The following is a 23,829-nucleotide window of genomic DNA, read 5'->3' as shown; positions in this document are numbered from 1 at the left end:
GCACTCCTCTCAGGCCGCGGGCCGTTGGCGCTTGAGCAGCCGGTCCATGTGACTGATCGCCTCACGTTGAGTGTCGTGCACGACGTGCGTGTACACGTCCATCGTGATGCTGATCTGGCTGTGCCCGAGGATCTCCATGATGACCCGCGGAGCGACGCCGGCAGCAGTCAGAAGGGTCGCGCAGCCGTGCCGGGCGTCATGCAGTCGGACCACTCTCAGCCCGGCGCTGGTCGCGACGCGCGTGAAGGACCGGTAGACGTTGCGCGGCTCCACCGGCCGGCCGTTCCTCGTCGCGAAGACGTAGCCAGACTCGGACCACTCGATGCCCGAGCCCGCGAACATATCCCGCTGCCGTAGCCGGTGCCAGCGCAACGGTGCGATGCACAGGGCGGGCATGGGGACGACCCTGCGACGTCGGCTCTTGGGGTCATCGTCGTAGAGCGTGCCCCGGCGGCGCTGGGTCTGTTGACGGACGTGCAGCACCCGGTTCTCCAGGTCAAGATCCGACCAGCGCAGTCCCACCAGTTCACCGCGCCGCAGACCCATGGCGACGGCGAGCACGAACGCCGCGTACAGGGGATCCCGGCGTGCGGCCTCCAGGAACGAGAGCGTCTCGTTCAGGGTCCACGGGTTGATCTCGCGCTGTTTCACGCGCGGCGGCTCGACTAGAGACGCGACGTTCCGGGTGATCAGTTCCTCGCGCACGGCCGCCGTGAGCGCGGTACGCAGCACCCGGTGCGCTTCCTTCGCAGTCGCTGCCGTGTGGTCGTTCTGCACGCGTGTGATGAACCGGCGCACGTCGGCGACGCTCAGCGACTCCAAACGCTTGGTGCCGAGCAGAGGGACCAGGTAGAGCCGCACGTGCGCCTCGTACTTGTCGTACGTGCTGAGCTTGCGGCGCGGCTCGACGTGCTGCTCCAGCCAGTACGGCAGCCACTCGGAAAGCTTGGCGGAACGAGTCGGCGTCGGGATGCCCTGGCGGTCGCGGCGCACCAATTCCTGACGCTTGGTGTCGCACTCCTCCCATGTGCTGCCGTAGACGGTTTTGCGTTTGCGGGTCCCATCGGGCTGGGGGACGTACACACGGGCCTCGTACCGGCCGTCCTTGCGGCGCCAGATGCTCCCGGCGCCGTTCGGGTTCCTCTTCTTGGGTGCCATCAGGCGGCTTCCTCCAGCTTGGCTTCCATAAAGGCGCGAAGAGACTCGGCGGGTACGCGGCGGCACCGGCCGATCTTGATGCTCTTGAGCTGCCGAGAGCGGATGAGGTCGTAGACCATGAAGCGGCTCAACTGCAACGCCTCCATGACCTCGGGGACGGTGAGCGCGGTGTGGGTTGTGGGCAGGGCGGAACTCACTGCGGCCTCCATAGCGGGCGCGTCGCTTCACCTGAGGGATCCGCCACGTCCGCCACGCCGCCACATCCCAGGTCAGGCCTTGATCGTGTGGCGGATAGCGTTTTTGTGGCGGATAGGTGCCGCCACACCCGCGGGTGCGGCGGCACGAGGGGGCCGGTTTGGTCAGCCGGCGAAGGTGGGCTGTGTGGCGGTTTCCGCGGACGTGTGGCGGATGACCGTGGCGGTATCCGCCACGGATTCACCCCTGCTGACCTGCGGTGTGGCGGACGTGGCGGACGTGGCGGATTCTCCGGGGTGCGGAGGGCAGTACCGGGTCCAGGCGTCCGCGAGGTCGTCCGCGTAGTACCCCTTGGGGAAGCCCGACGCAGTGCGGATGCCGCGCGGTTTGATCGGCTTATTGTTTGGGGTGACGTACTGCCCGAGCAGTCGGGCGAGGGTGCGGGAGTTGATCGGCTTGTCGTCCAGGTCGCCCCACGGTGCGTCGTCCATGCGCAGCAGACACTCGATGATGGCGGCGGTGGGCATGCGATCGGATCCGCAGAACACCTTGTCGCGCAGGTCAGTGAGCAGCCGGACCCCGAGGGAGGCTTCGTCGTTGTCGTGGGCTGCGCTGATCAGTTCCACGCACGCGGCGCGGGCCCGTGTGGGCCAGTCGCCGCCGGCCGCGTCCGCTACGGCCAGCAGCGGTTCCCACACGTCGGCGGGCCGGTCCGTGATGCCCTCAGGCATCTCCGGCCAAGCACCTTCGACCCGCTCGCGCACGGTGTCGGCCCACTTGGCAAGCCGCTCGCGCAGGGCGTGCCCATGCTTCTCGTGGCTCCGCTGCCGGTAGGGCTCCACCTTTTCGTTTGGGGCACGCTTGCGCATGCGGATGATGACCGAGCGGGTCAGCACGGTGTCGGGCAAAGAGCCCAGACCGGCCATGGCAACGGCGCAGTAGGAGCCGAACACCTGCGCGTTCTGGTTAGATCCCTCGCCCACACACCGCAGGGCACCTCCGCTGCGCCGGTACCCGGCGTTCAGGAAGCCCCGCAGCGCCTCATCGGCGCCGGCTTTGGGCCCGAAGATGGTGTCCACCTCGTCGAACAGGACGGTGGGCAGCCCTTCTGCGGACTCCACCAGCCGATACAGGGCGTTCGCGGATGCCGAGACGGTGGTGACGGGGCGGGGGGTGAGGAGTTCCACGATCTCCAGCGCGCGGGACTTGCCCGATCCCGGCTCCGGGGACAGGAACGCGATCCGGGGCGTGGTCTCGAAGCAGTCGATGAGGTGGGCGTGCGCGTCCCACAAGGTCACAGCGACGTAGGCGGCTTCGGTGGGGAAGACGTTGAAGCGTCGGTGGAAGGCTTCCACCTTGTCGAGCAGCGCGGCCCCGTCGATGGTGGGGGTCATGCGGCGTTCCTCTCTTCGGAGAGTGCTGCGGGAGTTCCGGAACAGGCGGCTTGGTGGGCGGCGTACTCGGCTGCCAGGGCGGCCACCTTCGATACTCCGGTGGCGGTGCCGGTCTGCCCGCAGGCGCAGGCGTAGGCCGCGTTGGGGGTGTCGCCGGGGCGTTTGGACCAGCGGGCGCCGTCCCAGTGGTGCCGGTAGAGCGGTGGGGCGTAGATGCGGATACCGGGCTGATCCGGCGTCGGGTCGGGTGTGCCGTGGCGGGCCTGGTCGCTGCGGAACTTCTCAGGGCGAAGAGCAGAAGGGACGCCCTTACGGGCGGCGACCTTCGGCCCGCCCACGACCGACTCAGGTGTGGCCTGTTCTGCGTCCAGCGGGCCCGATGTGGCTGTCTGTTGGCCTTCCAAAGGGGGAGGGGGTGGGATGCTCATGCCGCATCCCGGGGTCGGGCTTTGCGGATGGAGCTGTCCAGGGCGCTGCGGATCGTGGCGCGGCACTCGGCAGCGGTGAGTCCCCGCTGCTCTCCCGCCGCTTGGAAGGCTTCCTCCACCACGTGCCGGGGGAGGTCGCCCCATGCGACGAAGCGCCCCACCTTGAAGGCGGACCGGTTGAGGGTGATGTTGCCGACCCCTTCCGGGGCTGCCATCACGGTCCGGCATTCGCGCTCCAGAGCGGCGGTGGCTGCACGGCTGCCGCTGATCATGGGCCACGCGAACGGCACGATCGGTCGCGGTTCTGGCTCCTCCAGCAGGCGCACAATCCACGCGGGCAGCTCCGCGGGAGCCAAGTCGTCGATGACGGCGTACGAGCCGGCCAGGGTGGTGCTGCCGGCGCCGACGACGTAGCCGCCCCAGCCGCGGGTGTCCACCAGCGGGGCGAGACTGCCCGCCGTGTTGGTCAGCCGGATGCCGGCCGGGGCGGCGAAGTACAGATGCCCTCCTCCGCTCGCAGTCCGGGTCCGATGGGTGGCAGGGATGGGCTGGCCGGTGCGCTCGCAGAGCGCTCCAAAGGTCGCCGCGCCGCAAGGCGCGTCCGAACTGCCCTTGTGCTTCGGCAAGTCAAGGTCAACGACCAGCAGACCGGAGGGACCGGTAGCGATTCCGACGTTGAACGGCGCCCGTGCCCACGTGCCGCGGATCAGGTCCGGGTCGGTAGTGGCGCGCTGCTCCCACTTCCGGTGCCCGGCCGCACACACCCCGGTACGCGTGCAGGCGGCTTCTCCGTGCAGCGCGGGCCGCTTCGTTCCGGGGAACAGGGGGAAAACGTGCCAGCCGCGCTCAGCGGCCGAGAGGGCAGCAGGGAGTAGGACCTCTCGCCTGTCATGGGTCGGATGGGTCATTCTGGAGGTCTCCAGTTCCTTCGATGGATGCTGGCTGGCAGGGGCGGCCCCGCTTCTTTGGCGAGAGTGGGGGGCCGCCCTTGGCGTAGCTATCGGTCTGCGCTGCGGTGCCAGGGCTCGCGCTGGCGAGAGCCGACGGTGAGGCCTGCCGCGTGTAGCTCCTCGTAGTCGAGGCCGGTGCAGGGGCGCCGCTGCTCGCTGCCGTCGGGTAGCAGCCACAGCGCCATGCCGTCTTCGAGGCAGGCGGTGCATTCGTCGTGGCTGCCGCGCTGTTCGGCAGTGATGTACAGGCGCGTCTTGGCACGGTCGCGGGTGAGGAAGCGACGCACGGACACAGCGTCAATGGAGCCGAGGACGGCTTGGGCGACGCGCGGCAGTTCCTGGTTGTCGCAGATGATGCGGATCTCGAACACAGTTGCTCCTTCTCTGGGGTCAGCCCTTGGAGCGGGCGAGCTTCAACGTGATGCCGCCAACTCCGATGGGTCCGGCGGCGCCGCCGATGACGGTTGCGGTGTGGGCTGCGACGTCCAGTAGCCAGCACAGCGCCGCGACCACTCCCCACGTGCCGAGCGCGGCAGCGCCGGCGATCGCGAACGGGATCAGTAACCGCTGCCACGGGAAGGCGGGCGGGGTGTCGTTGACGACGAACACGACCGGCTGGCCGGTCGCCTGAGCGCGCTGGAAGACGTCGGCGGGGATGTGCGGGGCCATCTGGCCGGGCGGCGGGTGCTGGCTCATTTCAGGCTCCCTCGGGGTGTGCCGCGGGCCCGCGCCAACAGGTGGCGTGGGCCCGTGCGGGGTGGGTGTGTGCTTGTCGCGTTGCTTGTCGTCTCTCCTGTCGTGCGGCTTGTCGTCTGGCTTGTCGCTTGTCTTGTCTTGTCGCTTGTCGCCTCCCAGGTCACAAGCCGTTTCCGGGACTCACGGCCCCGGCAGACGTCATGCGGTGAGGCGGGGTCGACAAGCGACAAGTGATCAGTCGTCGGATGCGTGGGAACGGTGGATGTAGCGGGCTTTGGTGCCCTCACCGACGCGGACGGCGGTGCCGTCCTGCACCCACGTTTTCAGCCAGCCGACGACTGTCTGCCGGGTCGTGCCGTACGTGTCTGCGAGCGCGCGGGCGATCGCGGACGCCCCGGTTCCGGCGGGGCCGGCGGCGAGCAGCGCGGCGAGCGCGGCCTGTTGCGCGGGGCTGTCCTGCTCGCCCCGCAGCGCTGACAGGTTGAGTCCGGCCGCATGGTCCGGCCCGTCGCTCTCAGCGGTGGTGTGCGGGTCGGGTGCGGTGCCGAACTGCGCGTCGATCTCCTCCCGGAACCGCCGCGCCAACTCCTCCTCCGGCGACTCCGACTGCTGGTTCAGCGCGGACAGGCGCAGCGTCGCCCCCGGAACGCTCCGCACCGAGTCGCCGGCATCGTCGTCCGTCACGACCTGGTCGCGCATCCACGCGGTGCGGTCGGTATCCCAGCGGCGCGCGTAGGCGGGCCCGGCGGCCCTGGCCGACACGTCATCCAGCGTGGGGTGACGGTCGGAGGTGGCGGCGATGATCTCCCGGATCTGGTTCGGGAGGATCCGCCACGCCTTGAACAGCGCAGCCGGCGATTCCGGGGTGCCCATGAATCCGGCGCCCTTGTAGGGGGCTTGGTCCACGCGCAGGCCGCGGCTGCCGGGGAACATCTTGCTCAGGTCCATGCCCTCCGTCTCGCCACCCGTGAGAGCGACGCGGACCTTGGCTTCGCGGCGGATCATGAGGTTGCTGAGCACGCTGCCGGTCGCTCCGAGCGCGGTGAGGACGGTGCGCACGCCCATGGCGCGGGCGATCCGGATGACTTCGAGGATCTTTTCCCCGAGCTTGCGTACCTGCCGGTCGGGGCTGGCCAGGATCTCCGCGCCCTCATCGATGACGAGCATGATCTGAGGAATTCGCGGGCTGATCGGCAACAGGTCCGTGTTGGCCTTGGACAGCAGGTTCTGGTAGCCCATCTTGCGCTGCTTGGCCACGCGCACGGCCGTGTCCAGCATCGTCATGGCCTCGTCGAACGTGCCGGCGAGCCAGTCGATACCAGGCCGCACGGGCTTGCCGTCTTCCCGCACGATCTGTCCGTTCAGGGCGGGCAGCACCCAGGGCAGGCCGGCCGACCCGGCGTTCAGGTCGATCACCCACGTCAGGACGTCTTCGGCGCGGGCGAACCCGGCGAGGATCGCGTGCACCATGTTGGTCTTGCCCGATCCGGTCGGACCGACGATCAGGGCGCACTGCTCGCGCAGGTAGGCGAGGATCTGCGACGCGTTCGTGCGATACCCCCACGGGATGCCCGTGTGCAGAGACAGCGTGCTGTAGTCGGTGGGGTAGGTGCGCTCCTGCTCCAGGACGTTGACCGTGGTCACGTCGATGATGACCCGCCCCTGATCGATGCCGGGCGATGCGGTGGCGGTGCAGCCGTGCGGCAGACGCGCATCCGCCGACAGCCGCGCGGACTCACCCGCGATCTTGTTCCAGGTGGCGCCGCCGGGCGGGAGTTCCGCGTCGATGGAGTAGCCGGCGCCGGTCTCCCACATCTCCACCCCGAGCACGCGCACGGTGATGGAGCACACGCGCTGGATGCGGTCCACCCATTCCGCGGCGATCGCGCGGCGCTCCGCGGACAACTCGCGGGCGATCTGCCGCTGCTCCGCGGCGATGGTCTCCTCTTCCCGCGCTTCCTCGTACAGGGCGGATGAGCGGGCGGCGGCGCCGATCCCGACACCGATGGTGGCGAGGGATCCGAGGGCGGCCCAGGTCAGCGGCCCGCTGGTCATGGCCCATGTGGTCCACCCGGCACCGACCACCCAGGAGGCGGCGCGGGTGGCCAGGGTGCGGCCGGCGTTGCGCACGCGCAGCCCGACGACGGTGTGGCCGAGGGCGCCGGCCGCGCCGACGGCGAGCGCCCAGCCGGGCGGCATGGCGGTTGCGGCGCCGGTGGCGGCGACGGCGAAGGCTCCGGTGGTGGCGGACAGGGCGCCGGTCACGGGTCCGTGACCGGCCGCCCAGTCCAGCACCGGGCCACTGCTCTGCTGTTTGGCGGTGGCGGTGCTCATCTCAGACGTTCCAGCCCTTCTCGGCCTCGGGGCCGTTGCGGGGGTCCTCGTGGCGGGCGATGTCCTGCTCGTGCTGCTGGCGGAAGATCGGGCCCATTTCCTCGGCCACGGAGACGGCGGCCATGACCGCGCCGAAGCAGTCCCGGAAGGTCTCCGCTACGGCCTTCTCCAGCGGGAACTCGTTGTCGGAGCGCTCGCCGAGGATCTTCATCACGTTCGCCACGCTGGTCAGCGCCTCCGGGAGGCCCTCGATCATGGCGAGGATCTCCATGGCGTTCTCGGGGTCGTAGGAGTTGGCGGCCTGCTCCATCTCGGCGGCGGCCTCTTCGAACCGGAAACCAGACACGTGCTCTCCTTCGCTTACCTCGGGTGTGGTGTGGGTGGGGATCGTGGCCGCGGGCCGTTGCACGCTGTCCGCGATGCCGTCCGTGCCGTCCTGCTTGGCCTGCTCGTCTGCGGCGGCTTCCTGCTCGCGCAGGGTCTTGCGGGTCGTTTCGTCCCGCCCCGCGCGCTGCTCGCCTGCGGTGAGGACGATCCGCCGGTACAGGCGCCGACCCGGATACATCAGTGACGGGATACCGAACTTGCGTCCGATTGGTGTGGTCAGGCAGCCCAGCAGCCCGACAGGCAAGGCGAGCAGGGCAGCCAGCAGGCGACGGCCCTGGAAGCGGGCCGCGGACCTGCGCAGCGCCTGGCGGGCCGTCTTCCGGGCCGGGGCCTTACGGACCGCGGCACGCTGTGCTGCGACCGTGCCGCCTGCCTTGGCGTCGCGCTTGGCGCGGTTCTTGGCGATCGCCGCATCCCGCACGGCGCGGGCCTTGCGGACGGTGCCACCCAGCAGGCGGCCCCCGCCGTTGCCGTGCTTGCCCGATGCGGCCTTGCCGGCGGCGGCTTTGGCGTTGCGGCGGGCATCGGCGACCGCGCGGCGGGCCGCGGTGGTCTGCGCCCGCCTGTCCGCGCGGGATCCGCCGGCGGACTTCTGTGAGGCTCGCAGGGCTTTGACCTGCCCCACCCGCCCGGCGGCCTGCTTGGTGGCGCTGGCCGCGTGCTTGGCTGCACCGCTACCGGCCTTGCTGTGTGCCTTCTGGCCGGTGGCGCTGCCGGTGCGGTGGGTGGCTGTGCTCGTGCCGCGGCGGTGCTGGCCGGGGACGCTGCCCGACCGGCCACCGGAGCGACCGGCGCGCGAGGTGGCCGAACGGTTCCCGCCCTTGCCTGTGCCGGCGCCTGCCCCTGTCTTCCCGGCACGGCGCAGGCTCGCGCTGCGGGCAGCACTCCGTCCGGCGGTGCGGGCTGCAGCGCGGCGGGTGTCGCGGCGCGGGTTGGGCTTGCGGGAACGAGTGGCGGCGACCGTGCCCAGCACGACCATCCCGGTAGCGGCAACGGCCGCGGCGATCGGACCACCCGCCAGGGAAGCGGCGGCGACCGTGCCCACCGTGCTGTTCGCGGCCGACAGGGCGAGCGGGACGACGGGCCACCCGCCGGGCGTGTGCTCCACCTCGGCAGCAGCCGGGGCCGTCTCGGGCGGCACAGGGGCAGGCGGGGGCGGTGCGGGCGGGGCAGCCTCGACGGCTACCGGCTCAGTGCTGAGTTCCGTCATGCTGTGAGCACTCCTTCACGGGAGTAGGGCCCGGCCGGTTGCTGTAGGAGGCGGGTGGCCGGGCCCGCCGGATTTGCGGAACGGTGCAGCTCAGTGGCTGCGATGGGGTGTTCAGGCGGCGCGCTGTTCGTCGTCGGGGTAGGCGCAGGGCACGCACATGCCGAGTGAGGTGGGGATGACGTAGCCCGCGTCCGTGCGGCACTGCGGGCAGACGCGTCGGGTGGCATTCGCCTTGGCCAGCGCCGCCCATTTGGCCGGTGTCATGGGCCGGACGGGCTTGGCGGCGTCGACGCGGTAGAGGTAGGCGACCAGCGGCGGGCGCTGGTAACGGGGCCGCTCGATCTGCGCGACCACGTCCTGACCACCCGGGCGCAACCCTGCGGCTCGCAACTGCCTGCGCGTGGCCAGACCTTCCGGAGCCAGGCGCCAGGGGTAGACCGGTAGGGAGCCCATCACCGGCTCGCGATGGCCAGCTCAGCCCCGCCCGTGCCGGGGTCGCGGTGCTCGGCATAGCGGGCGGACACCCACCCGACCGACCAACCACACAGCTCCGCCGCGGCACGCACCGGGAGCTCCGCGCCGTAGGCGGCGGACACGATCGCGCGGGCTTCGTCCTCGGGCAGCTTGCCCGCGGCCGGCCCCCGCTCCAACAGCGCGTGGCGTTCACGCGCGGCCCGCTCCTGACGCTCACGCTGTTCACGCGCGAGGTCTTCCTCACGCTCGCGGCGCTCGCGTGCGGCCCGCTCGGCTGCCTCCCGTTCAGCGCGTTCACGCTCCCGCTCACGCTGTTCACGCGCGCGTTCACGGCGTTCACGCTCCTCGCGTTCGACCGCCTCCCGGGCGGCCTGCGCCGCGCGCTCTTCAGCGCGGCGGCGCTCCTCCCGCTCGGCTGCCTCGCGCGCCAGGCGGGCTTCGTGCTCACGCTGTTCACGCGCCAACATCGCGGCGTGCTCGCGCTCCTCACGCGCCGCCCGCCGGGCCGCTTCCTCCCGCTCCCGGGCAGCTTGCTCGGCTGCCTCGTGCTCCGCACGCTGCCGCTCCTCCAGCGCCGTTACGGCGGCGGTGATGGCGCGGCGGTAGGCCAGCCCGGTTTCCGCGGTGACGATCAACAGCAGTGGCGCGACCGCATGCACAGCCACGCCCACCAGGTCTTTCGCCAGCGCGGAATCCGCAGTGTTCAGCGCGAGCGTCATCGCGCCGGTCATCCACCGCAGCGTGATCGGCCACCGGCCGCCGTGCCCGCCCAAGCGAGCAAGTACGGAGTCCAGACGGACGACGATGACCACCGCAGCATCGACGACCAGCGGCAGGATGGGCGCCGTCCACGCCCACTCGTCGGGGGTGTGCGCCGCCATGAGCGGCGTGACGGTGAGGATCGAGTACAGCATGGCGCCGGACACGATCAGCCACGTACCGACTGACAATGCGCGCTCCGCTGAACGGATTTGAACGGCGTTCATGCCGCGCCTCCCGTCCATGAACGCACCCGCGTAGCGGCGATCAGGCACACCGGTGAGGCAGGGTCGTCGGGGTCGTCGCTGTCCTCGGTCCACGTCCACTCAGCGCCTGGCGCCGGCTCGAAGCCGAGCACGCTGAGCGCTTCCACGCGCTCCGTGAACGTCGGCACGGGAGCGGGCCGGTCGAAGCTGTGCTCCGGCCACCGCTCCGTGGTGTTCAGCAGCACCACGTACAAGCGCCAACGGCCCCTGTGCATGGACATCTGCGCCGTGAACTCCCGCACTATCAGGCCGCCTCCCCCGAGGCGACACGGTTGGCCAGCGCCGCCCGCTCAGCGAGCACCCGGCGCCGGCCGCGGCGCGCGCGCCGCTGGTCCAGCTCGGTCGGCGTCCGCTCCAAAAGAGTGATGCGAGCGTCCAGGTCCTCGATGTCGGCCAGGATGAGCGGCATCTCCGCCTCGATGGCGTCCAGCTCCGCGTCCGTCGGCTCTATCCAGTCGGCAAACGCGGTAACAGCGTCCTGAACAGTGACGATGTGGTCCATTGGGTCGTGGTCCTCTCACGGGTGGAACGGCCCGAACAGCGGCCCCGGAGTTGCACCTCCGGGGCCGCGCGCCGTTGAAGTCGGAACATCCGGCTCCCCGCACCCCCGCCCGTACGTCCTCACGCAGCGCGCGGAACGGACGGGCGGGAGAGGCAGCCGACCGCGGCATCAGCGCCGCGAACCAGTACGGACCGAACTACCGATGGCGCCGCCGGCCGGTCCGTACGGGCGGCGCCTTGATATGTCGTCGGTACACACCGACCTCCCGCGTTGGCAGGGACATGGGGGCGCGGCTTCCTGCCGCGCGGTCCGCCTTTTCGACTCGGGGAGACGGGGCCCACCTATGCAGTTCTCAAGCGACCACCAGCGCGGGGCCCCAACTGCACGAGCCATCCCGATCCGGAACCGCTCCTCGCAGAGGAGGAACGGCGTCGCATCTAACAGACTGGACCGGTGGACCGGTCCAGTCAACCGATGAAATCAGAGTTGGATGACACTAGTCAGGGTTTTTGCAGGTCAGAGACCATGACGATGCATCAAAAAAGCTGGACCGGCGGACCGGTCCAGCTCCGTTCGAGTGGCTTCGCTACATGGCGTAGGTGTCCACCTGCTCGAAAAGTGAGGACGGCGTGACGCCTTCCTCGCAGACCAACGGACGACCGTCCTCGTCGTATGCCGTGTGGAGTAGCACGGCGACCGCAGTAGCCGGCGCTACCTGCAAGCGGTCCGCTTCCGTGTCCGTAGCTAGGCGGACTGTGGTGATGTCCACTCCCTCGACCGGGAACCGGCCGGTCTGCCGACGCACGTAGCGTGTCGTGCCCTCGGCGATGGGGGCAGTGTCGGCGAGGCGAGGTGCTGCCTCCGCAATTTCTGGGGGGAACCACGCCTCCACGCAGCTGTTCGGGGTTCCGTCCGGGAGCTGGAGGACGCGGATGCGTCGCAGCGCCTGCACTCCGGAGGAGATCCCAAGCGCATTGGCGACGCGGGTAGGAGGTTCCGCCCAGTCGGGCGTACCGATCCGCAGGAACGGCATTCCGCCCAAGATGCGAGCCGACCCGGCTCGGCGGGCGCCGGCGGGGCGGGCTACGGGTGTCTCCGTGACGACGAAACCGGTGCCCTGCTTGGCCACCACCACGCCATCGTTGCGGAGCACGTCCACGGCCTTGATGGCGGTGGCCCGTGACACGCCCCACTGCTCAGCCAGGTCACGGCCGGACGGGATGGTGGCGCCAGGGGCGTACTCGCCAGCGGCGATACGCGCGCGCAGTGACTCGGCGATCTCTTCGTACTTCAGAACGGCCATGGCTTCCCCTACTCCGCGCGCTGGACTGGTCCACCGGTACACAGGATACTTCGACCATGTCGAATCTCGAATTGGCTCCCTCCGTGATGCGGTTCTACGGCGAGACAGTGAACGAGGACAGCCGTCTGCGCAGCTCGGCAGACGGACGTATGGAGTTGCTCAGGACTCAAGAGCTTCTCCGACGCTTCTTGCCCCCCGCGCCGGCGCGCGTGCTCGACGTGGGAGGGGGAACCGGGATTCACGCTGAATGGCTTGTGAAGGACGGCTATGACGTCACGCTCGTGGACCCCGTGCCCCGTCATGTCGAGAGCGCGGCGGCCGTGTGCTCGGCGATCGTGGGAGACGCTCGCGATCTGCGTGAGTCGGACGACAGCTTCGACGTTGTGCAACTTCTTGGCCCGCTGTACCACTTGCCCGACCCCGCTGATAGGCGCAGGGCACTGGCGGAAGCCCGCCGCGTGGTGAAGCCGGGCGGACTAGTCGCTGCGGCTGCCATCAACCGTTACGCGTCGCTCTTTGAGCACGTCACGTATGCCCACCTGCACACCGAACGTATTCGCGACTCTGTCTCCAAGATCCTTGAGACGGCCGTCTATGACGGTGTACGAGGGTTCACGTTGTCCTACTTTCACCGTGCTGAAGAGCTTGTGGCGGAGTTGGTAGCCTCCGGGCTGACGGACGTGCAGGTCTTCGGCATCGAGGGGCCGGCATGGTCGCTCGTAAAGGCGGCCGAGCAGCAGCCCGGCGAGGGGCCCACAGACGAGCTGATTGCCTCCGCAATGGAAGCGGCGCGCATGGCAGAGGCGTACCCGGAATTGCTTGCTGCCAGTTCACACCTCCTGGCCGTGGGCAAGGCCCCATGAGCAATCTGCGGGACTGAGCCCCGATGATGACGTCTCGACGGCGCTACCGCGCAGCTCAGAAGGGGATTCGGATCTGATGCCGTATCGGTCTTGAGAACCGTCGCGACGTAGGCGCGGCATAACTTTCCCTACTCTCGTCAAGTGCCCGCGCACGGCGCGGGCGCGCGCCGCCTCTGCGGCGCGGCCTGCCTCCTGTCTGCGCCCCGGCTGGCCGCGCCCGGCGGCGCGCTCGGCGGCTGCGGGCATGAAGTGGGAGACACCCTCTGTGGCTGGGACGGTCAGCTCCACGGCTTTAGGCAGCCACTTTGGGGCGAGCCTCTAAGATCATGGCCCCAACGTCGTGCTTTAACGGGCAGGTCCACAGACTGCCCGACTCGCCGGAAGCTTACGGGGCCATGATCACTCGCCCCAAAGCAGCTCCAGCCCAAAGCCGCTCCACCGACCTCGTCTCGAATGGCGCAACGGCACAAGTGGGAGACCTTACAATTCCGACGCGCAACTCTGACCCCCTGTACTGTGATGTTGCCCAGTCCGTCCGCGAGTAGATGCGATACACCGAACCAACGCATCTTGGCCGGACCGCCACCTTCCAGGAAATCATCATCAAGAGGTGAAGAATGGGATCTTCCGTCGGGTTCTTGAGCACCATTTTCGGCGGAGTCGTGGTAGTGCTGACTACTTATTTGACCACAAGACAAAAAGCGCACGCAGAGGTTCGTAAGCTCGATGCGGAGGCCGAAAGGACACGGGCCGAAACCTCTCGCATCCTGGCAGAGGCTGGCGTGGACAGAACACCGCCCCGGCCGCCCGACAACCTACCAAAAGGCTGGATCGCCGACGGCTCTGCTGTCGAAGACTACGATTTCGGTGTTGACGTCGAGGTGTTCCATTCAGGTCATGCAAGCAGCTTCATCAGATCGCATCCAAACCCTAAAGGCTTTGCCACGCTTGCTCAGAGCTTCAGAGCGGACGACTACCGTGGGACACGCCTAAGGGTGTCCGCGATGATCAGAGCGAAAGACGTTCTTGGCTGGTCCGGCCTCTGGATGCGAGTTGATGGCGAGAGTGACAGAACCCTGACCTTTGACAATATGTACGACCGCAGAATTACGGGAACCATCGGATGGAACTGGTACAGCGTCGTTCTAAACGTTCCTCCGCAAAGCGAAAATATCACGTTCGGTGTACTTCTTGATGGGGTTGGTCGAGTTTGGATCGATAGCATTAAGTTCGATGTTGTTAGCGATGAGGTGGAAGTGACCGAACGGCAACTTCCCCTTAATCCAGTGAATCTCGACTTCTCAGAAGGCGTTGAGTAATTCGCAATCCATTCCTTTCGATCCTGACTCAGGTACCGTACGGGTCAGGTACCACAACCTCCCGTCCACACGCGCTGAGTGTGCTTCGGACCAAGATTTCAGGACAGGTGTCCCTCAGCACGAGCGCCCTCCCGGGCCGTCCTCGGGCCGTGGAAGGGCGCTCAATGGTGACCAACGTCGACAACTGCCGACAGCTCAACAGCAGGTCAAACGGTTGATCGATAAGGCGGCCGCAGGTCACGGCCGCCAGTGATCAGTTGTGGCTGTACAGCAACGGCGAGCGCTGCTCCTACGCTTCCTTCTGAGCCAGGCCGGCGTTGACGGCCTCCGGCGATCCAGCCCAGCCTTTCTCGGTAGGCCAGACGGACGCGATGCCTTGATGACTGAGCAGGCGCACGTACACGTCGCCGATGGCTTCTGTGAACAGCGCCATCCGGCGCGGCTGAGTCTTCACGGGGTAGAGCAGGAAAGCGTAGGTGGCGAGCTGACCGATTGCCTCACGGACGGCGTGGCTGACGTTGCCACGTCGAACTACCTTGGCCTCGATAAGCCAGTCATCACCATCACGCCTGGCGACAAGGTCCCGAGGGTGAACGTTCGTCCCGGCGGTGAACCCGGCATCAGCTAGGAACGCTCCGTATCGCTTAACCAGCGTCTCGTGCTTGCGGCTCTTCTTGATCTCGCGGGCTGTGATCTTTTGGACGTACTCGGCATCGTTCTTCGGAGCGAAGTAGAGGAGTGGGTCCTGTTCGCCAGTGCCCTTCGGCTTTATCGTGGTGATCAATTCTCTCGTCGTGCTTCGCAGGTCCTCACGCAAGACCAATGCGTCCTGGTAGAGCTGGAGCATCCGGCGCAGATCAGCCTTCAGGGCATCCTCGGTAGGTAGAGAGTCGATGGCGTACACGCGGGCAAGGATGTTCCCCGCCTCGTAGGCCCGTGGGAGGCCAGACCTCCCGCCAAGGTCGATGACTTCATTGAGTCCCACCGCCATGTCCTCCGGGAACGCGTCTCGGATGGCCGCGGCCTCGCCTCGAAGCCGCTTCTCTGCCTCCCGGGCTCCGAATGTCTCACGTAGCTCCGTTACTCCTTGGTTCAAGCTGAGTGAGACTGTCTTCATGTCCTCCGCGAAGAGGTAGACGAGGTACATGCCGCGCGTTGCAGTGGTCGTCTCGTCAGGGTCGAAGAACGACACCCAAGGGCAGAACGCCCCCGCACCGTTTCCAGCGCTGCCCTTGATGATGTAACTCGCGGGGATGTAAGGCTCAAAGACCGTGGGGGCCGACCTCAGCAGCTTGCCGGCCGGGGAGCCGGTGCCGGCCTTCCGATCGTAAGTAGAGGCGACCGTCTGCAAGTACTCCCGAAGCGTCATGGCGAGGATGGTAGGCGGCCGCACTGACACTGGGGCCAGTGCCAGGGAGCGGTGACGAGGTGGATCCGGCCCGGCCGGGCGTGGGTTAAGCGGGGAGGGGCCACGTCGAGCAGGTTTCTTGCCCGGTCAGCTCGCATCAAGCGTGAGGACATGCCAGTAACTGACATGACTGCGAAACGGTTCTGGCGCGTGAGCGCTCGAACGAGGGCCATGGCCATCCTCTGGCCAACAAGTTGTCTCCGGCGTAGCCGCGTTGGCCTGCCGTGCAGGTCAGAGACCCTTTCGCTGTGAGGCACGGGATGGTCTTGAAAACCGTTGTGGGAGCGTCGGTGCCTCGTGCCAGGCAATGATCCGTGACGTCCCCAACGTTGAAGCGGGCCAGGGGAAGCAGTGGAGTGACGGCAGTCTTTGACGGCAACACCAACGCACGTTGCCGCACTGGGAGGACCGACCGCACACCACTCACAGGAGACGGGCAAGCCTCAGCGCTGACCAGCGGAACGCCCGGATGATCTCCTAAAGCGGGTGTCGCAGGTTCGAATCCTGCCGGGGGCACAGAGAGAAGGGCCAGCTCAGGAGGGATTCCTTCCCGGGCTGGCCTTTCGTCGTTCCGGGCGCCGTGCCACAGACGTGCCACTACGGGCCCGCAGGGTCCTTCTCGGAAGGCTCGGAGGCCACTCCCCCACCGCCCCGGATCATGGCACCGAGCCGGTTCGCGATGGCGCGGTCCCGGTCGCTGGTCATGTGCTGGTAGATCAGCGCGGCGCGAGAGCTGCTGTGGCCCATGCGGGTCATCAGCTCTCGGGTGCTGGCCCCCGCCGTGGAGGCGAGCGTGTTGCCCGTGTGTCGAAGGTCGTGAAAGTGCAGCTCTGCGGTGACGCCAGCAGCCTTCCGGGCCTTGACCCTGTCGTCGCGGAAGTTGCTCCGCCGCAGCTGCCCACCCTGTGGACCGACGAAGACGTGCCCGTCGCGGCCGGGAGCGGCGAGCCTACTCGGCGCCACAGGCCGACCGATGGGTGGCGGTCGCACTCCGCACGATCTCACCGGCGTTGGACCCGGACGCCTCGGACGAGGCATGGGCGTGGCTGCACGACGGCCGTGCGGAGACCAGACGAGCCCTACTGCGGGCGGAGCCCTGCACGGTGTCAGTCACACACGCCGGTACCCGCGTCACTTGGACCATCCGACCCGTGACCTACCTACCCCTAGGGGGTTTCGTTTGGATCAGGTCGGATCAGGCCGCGGCGCATGGTGCGGTGCATCGCAAGGCGGAGGATCACCCGCGTACTGGGCGTACTCGGGTGGTCCGACAACGCGGCGAGGTGCCGTGCCGGGCGTCGCGGACCCGGGCTGATCCAAACGAAGCCCCCTAGCTCACCGGACAGAGCTCCCGTCCTGCGCCTATGAGTTCAGCCCCAGACCCAGGGTGTCCCCTCTTATCTGACGCCGAAGGCCCGGCCTCGTACCTGAGTACGCGTGCGCGAAGCAATCGCACGGCACGGCGGGCGAGTTGAAGAAGGCGGGCTCGGGCGCGTACAACAACGACAACAGGGCCTCCGGGAACCGCTCGGAAATGGGGTCGCACCCCCGAGCTACCAGGAGGCCCTGCCTTCATGCGCGTACGGCCGGAAGATCACCCGACCAGGTACTCCGTCCGACTTGCAGGTTCCAAGATCGGTTGAGACACGGCTTCTAACGTCCGACGGTGATTGCCCACCGGATGTTCGAGGGTGCGGTCACACTCACCGTTCCCTGCTGACGCGTGCGCTTCAGATCCAGTTGGTTATAGGTGCTGCTGACTTCCCCGGCAACGCATTCGAGCGGGAAGCTCAATCCGACCGGTTTGACCTCGACAGTCAGCTTACCGTTGCCCTTGCAATTCACAAGGACTGCCAGTGGGCCGCCCTTGAGGCCGCCCTTGACGTCCATCTCCCGGTTGCCGCTGGCGTTCACCGCCTGAGCGACAACATCTCCGTCCGGTAGGGCAGGTGCCTTGGTCACGGATTCACCGGGGATGTGTTCGGCGCGATCAGGCGTTGGTGTCCGCGTCGAAGAGGACGACGAGTGAGGCGAGGCTTTCGGGCCAGCGTCCGACGCCTTGCCATCGTCGCTGCTGCAGCCGACGGCAAGAACCGTGACAGCGGTCAACGTGGCTGCGGTTACCAGAGGGCTCAGCTTTCCCACAGGTACCACCCTATGCGGAAGGGCGAGTAACTGACGGCGGTGCGCTCCGGTGTGGTGGTGCAGTTCTGGTGCAGCCAGTAGCTCTTGCCGGTGTGCTTGAGTCGCCAGACACCGTACGTCGCGTGGGTGGTCTTGTGGGACGGTGTGTCCACCGCGATGGAGTCCCCCAGTTTGGCCGTCAGCTTGGCGGACACGGTTACCTGGTATTTGGCCTTGACCTTGGCAAGCAGCGTGCCCACCGATGTCTCCAGCTCGCCGGTGACGGCCACGCCTACCTCGCCGGTGACCTCCGACGTGAAGGTCGACTTGGCGGTCCTTGACGTTCCGTTGTAGTTCGAGTTGGTGGGGCCTACCGCCCGGTGGTACTTGCGGCCCTGCTTGGTGGGAATGTAGACGCCGTGAGCCGGGGCGCAGTCGGCAGCAGCCGGCACATCCCCGGGAAGTGGCGGCTTGGCCTCAGACGCAGGTACTTCGGGCTGCATGTCTACCTCATCGGCAGGGACCTCGCTGACATCTTCCGCAGGCTGATCGGGCGGGGACGTGTTGATGAGGGAGTCATCGGCTTGTGTAGATGTCGAAGACGCAGTCGATGGCGCCTCATCCTCGGCCAGCGCAGGCCCAGCCACGGCCGTGCACAACAGGAGCGCGGTCGCGGGAACAAGATGGTGCGACGTGCTGAGATTTTTCACAGGAACGCCCATCCGGCGGGGACCGCTCTGGAGGCGATCGGATGGCCTGACCGTATGGCAGGGACATGCCGGAGGCGAAGGCTCCGTGGATCTTCTGAGGAAGAGCTGAGGTCGACGGGCGGGGGTTTCCTCGTTGGGAGTCAGGCATGCTCAGCTACATGAGCGCCTACAGCAGCGACCTGGACCTGAAGGTCACCGACGCCACCGGCAACGGCGTCGAGGTGGACGTGGCAACGAACCTGTTGAACGGCACTGTGCGCCTGTCGGTGCTGTGGACCCAGGAGATCTACCTTCACCCCGACGACGCTGAACGGGTGGCCCAGTCACTGCTACAAGCTGCTGAACACGGCCGCCACATCGCGGAAGCCCGCAGGCCGGAGATCAATCCAACCACCAGCTCCAGCAACTGAACTACGCGGTCACCGCGTTCGGCGAGCGCCTGGACCGACACGGCACCGAGCCGGGGGTCACGGCCGTCCTCGCGTATGCGGACGGGTATCCGGTCGGCTACGCCTACGGCGACACCATCGAGCACGGCGACCGCTACTGGCAGCGCACCAGCCCGACGCCGGCCGAGACGTACACCGCGCGTCCGGCCGTGGCCTTGAAGGAGATCGGCGTGCGGCCGACTTGGCGGAAAACTGGCACCGCCCGGCGTATCCATGACGCCCTCCTCGCCACACGCGATGAGCCCTTCGTCACCCTCGTGGTCAACACTGCCGTCGGCGACGGAAAGGTCTACGAGCTCTACAAGGCGTGGGGATACGAGGACATCGGGCAGAGCCAGCCGTCACCGGCCTCGCCGGTTCTCACCGTGATGGTTCCGCGCCATCCACTGACCGCCACCGAGCAGCGCGGGCGATCCGATCCCGCCACCGAATCGAGCCGCCCGGTGCGCGCTTCCCGGATCTTGCCGTGGTGACCCAACACTTCCTTGGCCGCGGCCGCGTCACCCACCAACGCTGCGATCGCCTTGGAGGAAGGCTGAGATCACCTGCTCAGCCCAACATGCGCTCGGTTCTCGCGGCTCCTACCGTGGATGAGTGAACGGCCGACGCGTGAGGGTCCCGTGGTCATTGCGGTGGCCCGTGTCGGCTCCGCACAGCACCGGAAGGGACCGGACATGGCCACACGGTCAGACACCCCCGTTCTCGACACGCTCGCCGCCATGACGGTCGACTCGATCGAGCGCTGCGGCCTGGACGAAAGAACGTTCATTCTCACCCGCCTGGCCGCGCTCGCGGCCATGGACGCACCGGCGATCTCCTACCTCGCGCATGTCGATCCTGCCATCAGGGCCGACCTGACTGCCGAGCAACTGCAGGACGTTCTCGTCGCCATCGCCCCGGTTGTCGGCACGGCACGCGTCATGTCGGCCGCAACTCACATCACCGAGGCACTCGGCATCACCATCGCATTGGCCGAGGCCGAGGCCGAGGCAATGGTCGAGGCGGAAGCCCAGAGCCGGAGCAAACCCTGAGCGAGCTGTCTCGCCCTGTCTCGGGTCGGTACCCAACCGCAGTGACGGCGAGCGGACTTCATGAACGGTCACCAGCCGCCTGCCCAGGTTCGCGGACCTCCGCGACAACACGGCTCTCGGTACCTCCCCATACAAGAAACGGGGGACCAAGATGTGCCGCTGGATCGCCTACTCGGGTACGCCCGTCCTTCTCAGCCAGGTCCTGTTCCAGCCGCAACACTCCTTGATCGACCAGAGCCTGCACTCCCGCATGGGGGTGGAGACGACCAACGGCGACGGTTTCGGTGTCGGCTGGTACACGCAGGACGCGGACTCTCCGGCGGTGCTGCGGGATGTCGGTCCTGCCTGGAACAACCGCAATCTGCTGGAGGTCGCTCACCACGTTCGCTCGGGTCTGTTCTTTGCGCACATCAGGGCCTCGACCGGGACTGCCGTGCAGCAGACCAACTGTCACCCCTTCGTGCGCGGTCGCTGGATGTGGATGCACAATGGGGCGATCAGCGGGTTCCACCGGCTCCGTCGGGACCTCGCACTGGCCGTCGATCCGGCCCTGTATCCCGACATCGAGGGTTCCACCGACTCCGAGCTCATGTTCTTCCTGGCCCTTACGTTCGGCTTGTCGGACGATCCTCCAAGTGCCGTGGCGCGCATGGCCGGCCTGGTTGAGAAAGCGGGGCACGCGCACGACATCCCCCACCCGCTGCAGATGACCCTCGCGGTTGCCGACGGCGCACGCGTATGGGCCTTCCGCTACTCCAGCGAGGGCCGCTCACGGTCGTTGTACTTCAGCACCAAGGTGGACACCCTGCGCGCGCTCCACCCGGACGCCGCTTTCCTGCGGGACATCTCCGACGAGACCCGCCTCGTCGTGTCCGAACCGCTGGGCACCCTCCCCGGCGCATGGAACGAGGTGCCGGAGAGCAGTTACGGCATCATCCAGCCGGGCCATGACGCGCTCCACGCCTTCCGGCCCGACCTCCAAGAAGGCCCAAAGCTGACCAGCGCGCACAAGGCTGGTAAATAGGCCGATGGCTCGGTGTGGCGCGCGCCGGGGCAGGAAGACTGGGATGCTGGGTGAGGGCGTGCCGCCCATGACATGACCCCGACGGACAGGGGTGGTGAGTGCCGTGGCCGAGACCTACGAGGACCCTGAAGGACCGGCCGTTCCTTGCGCCATCCCCCCGGGAGACCCGTTTCTGCGCACCAGGTTCGCCCTCCCCGCGAGACCCGCCACGTTCATGCGGCGGCAACGGCTCGTCGATCACCTCGACCAGGCTCAGCGGACACCGTTGACGCTGCTCAACGGCGCGGCCGGGGCCGGCAAGACGCTGCTGGCCGCCGACTGGGCCGCCAGCCTGCAGCAGCCGGTCGCCTGGCTCAGCGTTGAAGTGGGGGACCGGCGCCCAGGGGTCTTCTGGGCGTACGTCATTCAGGCCCTGCATGCCTGCGGTGCGCTGGCGCCCGGCCCGGTCAGGTTCCCGGCGGACGCGACGCGGGTGGATGACCGACTCCTGGCAGCACTCGCGGCCGAACTGAACGATCATGGCCGGCCCGTTGTCGTCGTGCTCGACGAGTACGACCGCGTGACCGCTCCGGAAGTCGCGGAGCAGCTCGAGTTCGTCCTGCACCACGCCGGGCGGGGGCTGCACCTGGTCCTCGTCACCCGCACCGAACCGCTGCTTCCGCTGCACCGTTATCGGGCGGCCGGCGAGCTGACGGAGGTCCGCGCCGCCGAGCTGGCCTTCACCACGGAGGAGGCCGTCGCACTGCTGGAGCTGCACGGTCTGAGCCTTCCGGTCCACGCCGCACACGCGCTGGTGGCCCGTACCCGGGGCTGGGCCGCCGGCTTGCGCCTGTCCGCCCTGGCCGCTCGGGAGAGCGCCGACCCGGAGCGCTATCTGAAGGAGTTCGAGGCGGACCGGAGTACGATCGCGGATTTTTTGCTGGCCGAAGTCCTCAAGGGGCAGACGGAGGAGACACAGGACCTCCTGCTGCGTGTCAGCGTCCTGGAGCGTTTCAGTCCTGATCTGGCCGACGCGCTGACCGGCCGGACCGATGCCGAGCCCCTTCTCGTCGGGCTGCACCGCGCGAACGCGTTCGTCGAGCACCTCGGGCGCTCGTGGTACCGGCTCCACCCGCTGTTCGGGGAGATACTCCGGGCGCATCAGCGCGTGCGCCTGCCCGGGCTGGAGCCGGAACTCCACCGGCGGGCCGCGTGGTGGCTGCGTCGGCACGGATTCCTGCCGGAGACACTCGCCCACGGCGCCGCCGCGGGCGAATGGGACTTCGCCGCCGGAGCCCTCATAGACGACCTGGCGATCGGCCAGCTCTTCACCGGCCTGCGCTCGGGCGACCTGATCCAATTGTTCTCCCACATGGGACCCGAGGCCAGGAGCCCCGCGACGGACCTCGTGCGTGCGGCCCGCGACCTGGCCCAGTGCGACCTGGGCCGTGGTATGGCGCGCCTGCGCCACGCCGAGGAGCGGCTGGCTCCCGAGACATCAGAACCGGCGCCTGACGTGGTGACCGACCGAGCGGCCGCGCAGCTGAGCTGTGCGCTGCTGGAGGCGCTGGCCGCCCGGCTGACCGGATGTCCCCCGCAGGCCGAGAAGGCCGCCCGGACGGCCGATGAGCTGCGGCGGGAAGTCCCGGCGCACCTCCTGGAGGAACATCCCGAACTTCCCGCTCTGCTGCTGACCCATCTGGGATCGGCCCGCCTGTGGGCGGGGCGTTTCGAGGAGGCGCGCGCTGCCCTGACCGCCGTGGCCGGCACTCCCGGCGGGGTCTCCACCGTGCTGCCCCGGGAGGAGTCGATGGGGCACCTTGCCCTGCTCGACTATCTGAACGGCTGGCCCGGCCGGGCGGAGCGCAGGGCCCTGGCGGCGGTGGCCGAGGCGGAGCGGGCCGGCCTGCCCCAGCCGTCCGGCTCCGGCCTCGGACGGCTGGTCTCGGCCGCCGTGGCCGTCGACCGTCATGAACTGAGCCGGGCCCAAGCCCTCCTCGACGAGGTGGCCCTCCCCTCGGGAGCGCGTGACCCTGTGATGGCGGCGGGTCGAGCCCTCGCCACAGCCCGCCTCCTGCTGGTCAGGGGCAATGCACGAGCCGCCGTCGAGGCGGCGGACCCGGCCGTCGCCACCGCCGTGGCCTCACCCTGGGCGGCAGGCCATGAAGCGCTCGTCGTCTCCGCCGCATGCATGGCCGAAGGACGGCCCGACGAAGCCACCGAGATACTCCAGTGCGTGTCCGGCGACCAGCCCACGTGTGCCGTGGAGGCCGCAGCGATCCAGGTCGCCGCAGGCCGTACCGGGGCGGCCATCGACCTGCTGGACAGTATCCGCACCGAGGGCCGGGCCGGGCCCGGGGTGACCGTGAGGGCAGCGCTGGTGAGGGCTCAGGCCGCTCAGAGGGCAGGAGACACCGCCACCGCCCGCAGGCTCGTGGCGCATGCGCTCCTCGATGCCAGGCGGGAGCGGCTGCGACGTCCGTTCCTCGATGCGGGAGCCTGGATCCGGCCTCTCCTGGCCATGACTCCGCTCCACGAGCTGGCAGCGGGCTGGCTCAGGCCCGGCCCACCGCGACACGGTGAGCAGCCCAGGGCGGGGCCGCCGCCCTCGCCGCTCGTCGCGGTGGAGCTGAGCGGGCGCGAACGCGACGTCCTGGAGCGGGTGGCCCGGATGATGTCGACGGAGGAGGTCGCCGCTGACCTCTACGTGTCCGTGAACACGGTGAAGACGCACCTCAAGAGCGTCTATCGAAAGCTGGCGGTGAACCGGCGAGGCGACGCGGTGCGCCGCGCACGCGACCTCCGGCTGCTGTGAACGCAGTCGGTGAGAGCGTCCGGCGCACGCGCCCCACCGGCGGGACATACA

At 68.3% G+C, this 23,829-nt stretch carries 23 protein-coding genes and 3 pseudogenes; 8 read left to right on the top strand and 18 right to left on the bottom strand.

Going from position 1 to position 23,829, the window contains the following annotated elements; translation table 11 throughout:
- Positions 1 to 9: 9 nt before the first annotated feature.
- The 14 genes from ACZ7DL_RS05925 to ACZ7DL_RS05860 form a co-directional block, all read right to left on the bottom strand.
- Positions 10 to 1,158: a tyrosine-type recombinase/integrase gene (locus ACZ7DL_RS05925; protein WP_470771705.1), complete on the bottom strand. Its 1,149-nt coding sequence runs from the start codon at positions 1,156 to 1,158 to the stop codon at positions 10 to 12.
- Positions 1,158 to 1,355 (bottom strand): helix-turn-helix domain-containing protein, encoded by a 198-nt coding sequence (locus ACZ7DL_RS05920; protein WP_470771703.1) that lies wholly within the window; start codon positions 1,353 to 1,355, stop codon positions 1,158 to 1,160. The genes ACZ7DL_RS05925 and ACZ7DL_RS05920 overlap by 1 nt, the downstream gene beginning before the upstream one ends.
- A gap of 162 nt (positions 1,356 to 1,517) precedes the next feature.
- Positions 1,518 to 2,747, bottom strand: a complete 1,230-nt coding sequence (locus ACZ7DL_RS05915) for a DUF3631 domain-containing protein (protein WP_470771702.1) — start codon at positions 2,745 to 2,747, stop codon at positions 1,518 to 1,520.
- Positions 2,744 to 3,085 carry a hypothetical protein gene (locus tag ACZ7DL_RS05910; protein ID WP_470771700.1) on the bottom strand — a complete coding sequence of 114 codons (342 nt, stop codon included), beginning with the start codon at positions 3,083 to 3,085 and terminating at the stop codon, positions 2,744 to 2,746. The genes ACZ7DL_RS05915 and ACZ7DL_RS05910 overlap by 4 nt, the downstream gene beginning before the upstream one ends.
- An 86-nt stretch (positions 3,086 to 3,171) precedes the next feature.
- Positions 3,172 to 4,083, bottom strand: coding sequence for a bifunctional DNA primase/polymerase (locus ACZ7DL_RS05905; RefSeq protein ID WP_470771698.1), 912 nt, complete (start codon positions 4,081 to 4,083; stop codon positions 3,172 to 3,174).
- Positions 4,084 to 4,172: 89 nt separating this feature from the next.
- Positions 4,173 to 4,496 (bottom strand): hypothetical protein, encoded by a 324-nt coding sequence (locus ACZ7DL_RS05900; RefSeq protein ID WP_470771696.1) that lies wholly within the window; start codon positions 4,494 to 4,496, stop codon positions 4,173 to 4,175.
- 19 nt (positions 4,497 to 4,515) lie between these two features.
- Entirely contained in the window at positions 4,516 to 4,821 is a 306-nt protein-coding gene (locus tag ACZ7DL_RS05895) for a hypothetical protein (protein WP_470771694.1), read from the bottom strand.
- A gap of 234 nt (positions 4,822 to 5,055) precedes the next feature.
- Positions 5,056 to 7,155 (bottom strand): hypothetical protein, encoded by a 2,100-nt coding sequence (locus ACZ7DL_RS05890; protein WP_470771692.1) that lies wholly within the window; start codon positions 7,153 to 7,155, stop codon positions 5,056 to 5,058.
- Between the two features lies 1 nt (position 7,156).
- Positions 7,157 to 8,752 (bottom strand): hypothetical protein, encoded by a 1,596-nt coding sequence (locus ACZ7DL_RS05885; RefSeq protein WP_470771691.1) that lies wholly within the window; start codon positions 8,750 to 8,752, stop codon positions 7,157 to 7,159.
- A gap of 111 nt (positions 8,753 to 8,863) precedes the next feature.
- Entirely contained in the window at positions 8,864 to 9,205 is a 342-nt protein-coding gene (locus tag ACZ7DL_RS05880; protein ID WP_470771690.1) for an RRQRL motif-containing zinc-binding protein, read from the bottom strand.
- Positions 9,205 to 10,212, bottom strand: coding sequence for a DUF2637 domain-containing protein (locus ACZ7DL_RS05875; protein WP_470771688.1), 1,008 nt, complete (start codon positions 10,210 to 10,212; stop codon positions 9,205 to 9,207). The genes ACZ7DL_RS05880 and ACZ7DL_RS05875 overlap by 1 nt, the downstream gene beginning before the upstream one ends.
- Complete coding sequence (locus ACZ7DL_RS05870) at positions 10,209 to 10,472, bottom strand: DUF6303 family protein (RefSeq protein WP_470771687.1); 264 nt, start codon at positions 10,470 to 10,472, stop codon at positions 10,209 to 10,211. The genes ACZ7DL_RS05875 and ACZ7DL_RS05870 overlap by 4 nt, the downstream gene beginning before the upstream one ends.
- Positions 10,473 to 10,495: 23 nt before the next feature.
- Positions 10,496 to 10,753 carry a DUF6284 family protein gene (locus ACZ7DL_RS05865; RefSeq protein ID WP_470771685.1) on the bottom strand — a complete coding sequence of 86 codons (258 nt, stop codon included), beginning with the start codon at positions 10,751 to 10,753 and terminating at the stop codon, positions 10,496 to 10,498.
- A gap of 586 nt (positions 10,754 to 11,339) precedes the next feature.
- The gene (locus ACZ7DL_RS05860) at positions 11,340 to 12,056 is read right to left on the bottom strand and encodes a GntR family transcriptional regulator (protein ID WP_470771683.1); all 717 of its coding nucleotides are present in this window, start codon (positions 12,054 to 12,056) and stop codon (positions 11,340 to 11,342) included.
- A gap of 56 nt (positions 12,057 to 12,112) precedes the next feature.
- Between ACZ7DL_RS05860 and ACZ7DL_RS05855 the strand changes: the two genes are divergently transcribed.
- The gene (locus ACZ7DL_RS05855) at positions 12,113 to 12,919 is read left to right on the top strand and encodes a class I SAM-dependent methyltransferase (protein ID WP_470771680.1); all 807 of its coding nucleotides are present in this window, start codon (positions 12,113 to 12,115) and stop codon (positions 12,917 to 12,919) included.
- A 638-nt stretch (positions 12,920 to 13,557) separates the two neighbouring features.
- On the top strand, positions 13,558 to 14,238 hold the full coding sequence (locus ACZ7DL_RS05850; RefSeq protein WP_470771678.1) for a hypothetical protein: 681 nt from the start codon (positions 13,558 to 13,560) through the stop codon (positions 14,236 to 14,238).
- 289 nt (positions 14,239 to 14,527) lie between these two features.
- Here the strand turns inward: ACZ7DL_RS05850 and ACZ7DL_RS05845 are convergent, their stop codons facing one another.
- Complete coding sequence (locus ACZ7DL_RS05845; RefSeq protein ID WP_470771676.1) at positions 14,528 to 15,607, bottom strand: MrcB family domain-containing protein; 1,080 nt, start codon at positions 15,605 to 15,607, stop codon at positions 14,528 to 14,530.
- A 636-nt stretch (positions 15,608 to 16,243) separates the two neighbouring features.
- A pseudogene (locus tag ACZ7DL_RS05840) lies at positions 16,244 to 16,591 on the bottom strand (tyrosine-type recombinase/integrase); the annotation flags it as partial.
- A 2-nt stretch (positions 16,592 to 16,593) separates the two neighbouring features.
- Between ACZ7DL_RS05840 and ACZ7DL_RS05835 the strand changes: the two are divergent.
- Positions 16,594 to 16,815, top strand: a pseudogene (locus ACZ7DL_RS05835) (hypothetical protein); the annotation flags it as partial.
- Positions 16,816 to 17,299: 484 nt separating this feature from the next.
- On the opposite strand, the gene ACZ7DL_RS05830 reads toward ACZ7DL_RS05835, so the two are convergent.
- Together ACZ7DL_RS05830 and ACZ7DL_RS05825 are read right to left on the bottom strand one after the other, a co-directional pair.
- A complete protein-coding gene (locus ACZ7DL_RS05830; RefSeq protein ID WP_470771674.1) occupies positions 17,300 to 17,791 on the bottom strand; it encodes a hypothetical protein in 492 nt (163 codons plus the stop codon).
- A complete protein-coding gene (locus ACZ7DL_RS05825; RefSeq protein ID WP_470771672.1) occupies positions 17,779 to 18,273 on the bottom strand; it encodes a hypothetical protein in 495 nt (164 codons plus the stop codon). The genes ACZ7DL_RS05830 and ACZ7DL_RS05825 overlap by 13 nt, the downstream gene beginning before the upstream one ends.
- Before the next feature lie 365 nt (positions 18,274 to 18,638).
- Here ACZ7DL_RS05825 and ACZ7DL_RS05820 point away from each other — a divergent pair, with 365 nt between their 5' ends.
- From ACZ7DL_RS05820 to ACZ7DL_RS05800, 5 genes and pseudogenes are all read left to right on the top strand, one after another.
- Positions 18,639 to 18,890, top strand: coding sequence for a hypothetical protein (locus ACZ7DL_RS05820; protein WP_470771671.1), 252 nt, complete (start codon positions 18,639 to 18,641; stop codon positions 18,888 to 18,890).
- A pseudogene (locus ACZ7DL_RS05815) lies at positions 18,887 to 19,303 on the top strand (GNAT family N-acetyltransferase); the annotation flags it as partial. The gene ACZ7DL_RS05820 and the pseudogene ACZ7DL_RS05815, both read left to right, overlap by 4 nt.
- Before the next feature lie 300 nt (positions 19,304 to 19,603).
- A complete protein-coding gene (locus ACZ7DL_RS05810) occupies positions 19,604 to 19,960 on the top strand; it encodes a carboxymuconolactone decarboxylase family protein (RefSeq protein ID WP_470771669.1) in 357 nt (118 codons plus the stop codon).
- Positions 19,961 to 20,111: 151 nt separating this feature from the next.
- Positions 20,112 to 20,984, top strand: a complete 873-nt coding sequence (locus ACZ7DL_RS05805) for a class II glutamine amidotransferase (RefSeq protein WP_470771667.1) — start codon at positions 20,112 to 20,114, stop codon at positions 20,982 to 20,984.
- A 214-nt stretch (positions 20,985 to 21,198) separates the two neighbouring features.
- Positions 21,199 to 23,778, top strand: coding sequence for a winged helix-turn-helix domain-containing protein (locus tag ACZ7DL_RS05800; RefSeq protein ID WP_470771665.1), 2,580 nt, complete (start codon positions 21,199 to 21,201; stop codon positions 23,776 to 23,778).
- Positions 23,779 to 23,829: the final 51 nt, after the last annotated feature.

Source organism: Streptomyces sp. NPDC036984 (assembly GCF_055607665.1).
Note: the sequence above shows the minus strand (reverse complement) of the source record. Positions and strands in the feature narration are given on the sequence as shown.